A 3,098-nucleotide genomic window follows, 5' to 3' on the forward strand; every position below is an offset into this window, starting at 1 on the left:
CAGCAGGACCCCCACTTTCTGATCTGGCCAAGCTATCGAGATGACGCTGCCATCCGGCAGCTCGAATCCGAGCTCGGGAACGGGGAGACCATCGATTGCGGCCAGTTCAATCAGCAACGGCCTCTCATCGTCAGTTGCCATGTCCAGAAGTTCCTGCCACGCCGGGCTGACTGCCGCGGACGCCTCTTCCGGGGGCGGCGCAACCTCGATAGCGACGGACACCATGTCGACGGACCCGATCGTCAGCCCGTACCTCTTGAAGGCCATCAGGTTAGACAGCCGGAGCCATTCGCGCCAGTAGAGGTGGTGCTCGTCATCCGCCACTGCTTCCGCACGGTCGTCGAGATACAGCCCGACGACAAAGCCCTTGGCGTCCAAGGACTTGGCACCAGCCGAGAGCACCATGGGCCCGTACCTGTACTGCCAACAATTGTCCGGGCCAGCCTCGGGAGTAGCGTCTTTGCTGATCAGCGCCTCCAGGGCACGCTCTGCAGCGCTGTCGGCGGTGGACTTGAAAGGCTTCTCCATCAGCATCAGCGGAACGACCTCGGCGAAGCGCTCCCAATCTGTCTGGGCCGGGTCCTGGATCCACGCCCACAGCTGGCTCACGGCATCTACACCGATGAGGTCCAGCAATCCGGGCTTGAGACTGAACTGGGCTTGGATCTTCTGAACGCGGTCCTGATTGTGCCAAGCCGGGAACGAAGTGGCTCTCTTGCCGAAGGCGTCAACATCTTCCCACGTGATACCCCACGGAATGATGCCAGCCTCGCGCAGTCTGGCACGCTTACTGGCGTCGTCCCCGATACGGTTGTGGGTGCTAGACGCGTGGAAATAGTGGCCATCCGTGTAGATGGCGATCTTCGGGATGTTGGGGTCCTGGGCCATGAGTACAAAGTCCGGCCGGGTTCCCAAGATGTCTTCCTGGGGCTCCAGCCACCACTTGTGTTTGCCGCCCGGCAGCCGGAATTCCAACCGGTCCCCGCGCAGCGCCGGTGTCACCTTGATGTGGGCGCCTAGCGTCTGAAGGCGCTCCACGAGAGCCCTCCGGAATTTCAGTTCCAGATGGGACTCCGGGTTCAGGCCGGCTGCCGGCGGGACGGTGGTGGTCTTCCAGTCAGCGAACGAAGGCGACTGCTCTCCATCGTCCGGCGCCTTGCCGCTGAACAAAATGTCGGCCAGCAACCTTTGGGCCGTGATGCGCGAGACCTTGTCCACCAACCACGGAGGTGCGAATGGCAGGAGGCAGTTGTGGCAGGCAAGTCGTTCTTCGTTCTTGCAGCTGCAGTTACGTACCACATCCCACGCAGCGTAAAGCAGTTTCCAGACCTTCTCCGACTCGGCGAACTCAGCTAGGTAACCCGTTCCACCGGGCACTTTGTCATGGAGCAGAAGCGAAATAGCGCTCTCGCCGCCGTCGAGCGGTTCATTGATCTTGACGACGTCGATATGGTCAGGGGCGCCGCCGAGCACGGTACGCAGGCCCAATAGGAGGCCTGCCGTGAGGCTGGGCACCGCGAAGTCGTCGCCCATAACTGCCGCGGTGGGCAGGCGCAGCGAGACGCCTTGGGTCGTGAGCGTACGGGCGAGCGCCACGTCCTTGACGTTCTCCTCAGACGCTTTGCGGTACTTGCACCAAAACCTGTGCTCATCGAAGCTGTTCGCCTTGGCGGACTGGTCCTGCTTACCGCAGTACGAGCACACTCGGAACAGCGGTGCCTTCACGTCTTCGCCGGCAAGAACCCGGGTGGCCGCATTGGAGGCCGTCCGGCCGAGATTCAGCCAGCGAAGCTCCGTACGGTGAAGGTATTTTGCCCCGAAGTCGATGCCGTCCAGGAACCACTGGCTGGTTACGTGCTCGGGGTCAATGTCCGCGGCCACGACCACGTTGAAGCTTTCCTTGACGCGGTTGTCGCTGCGGTCGCCGATGCCGGATTCGTCCCTTCTGACCTCGGCGGAGACCTTCTTCATCACGACGACGTCGAACGTCTGGCTGACGTCCGCGATAGCGCCGGTTCCGCAACGGGCACAGGCGGTGACCGGCCCCTTGGCGTCCACCTCGGTGTTGGCCCAGCCACAGGATGGACACATCTGCCATTTCTGGATGTGACTTTGTTGCGGACCTAGGTCCACGGCATCGATCTTGACCTGAAGACCTTGTGCGTAGAAGGTCGCCCCGGGGGCAAGCTCGGTCAGGGCAATCGACGCACCGCGCTGGTAGCTGATGCTGTCCGTCAGGAACTCGTTCGTATCCACATCGCGCCAGGTCAGGCCCACATCCAGGCCGACGGAGTCGTCCAGCAGGGTGTAGTTGGGCAGCACGCCGTACTCTTCCAAAACCGAAATCCAGTAGTCACCGCGGAGCTCGTGCAGTTGGAAGGAAATGAGCTTGAGCGTGGCATAAGCAGTCTTCGGCGCCTGCAAGTCGTCCGCCGTTGCAGCATTTGACTTGGCACGTTCTTCAAGCTCGGGCAGCTGGCTGTCAATCTCCTTGCGCCGCGCCTCCAGCTCGGCCACGTCCTGTTCCCACAGGCGGGCGGCTCGGACCAGATGGCGGGCCATGGGGCTGGACTCGCCATCGTTATGGGGTGTCGCCCACGTCTTCAGGGACTCCACCGTGGAGTCCGCCAGAAGCTCCCCGTATTGAGAGAGGAACACCGCCAGGTACTCCTCCGCATGATCGGAAGCAACTGCAATGAGATCACCGAGGAAGGTGCCTTTGTCGGCGCTGCCTAGCGCCGCCGTCGCCTTCTGCGGGTGTGGCCGGCCGGCGTCGCGGGCAAAGCGGTCGACGATGTGTGCGGTGTACTGCCGTTGCAGGATTTCTTCCGCGTCCAGGAACGTGGCAGGCGGGCGCACCTCGCCGTTGATCACGGAGAGCGGGTCGTGGAGCTTGGGCAGGTGCTCTCCCCTGCCCCGCACGTAAGCCAGCACCAGCGAGTTCCCGGTGAGGCGACCCGCCCGCCCGACACGCTGCAGGTATGACGCCACGGACGACGGCAGAGAAGCCAGCATCACGCAGGAAAGGTCTCCGATGTCGATACCCATTTCCAGGGTGGGCGTCGCCACCAGAACGTTGGGGGCCTGCGGGTCATTGG

1 protein-coding gene is annotated in these 3,098 nt (G+C 62.8%); it reads right to left on the reverse strand.

Annotated elements, in window-relative coordinates; all coding sequences use genetic code 11:
* Positions 1-3,098: DUF1998 domain-containing protein (locus AC1DEY_RS22775; protein WP_476869981.1), on the reverse strand; the 3,098-nt coding region annotated here is incomplete at both ends.

This window comes from Arthrobacter sp. 05T47 (genome assembly GCF_056395825.1).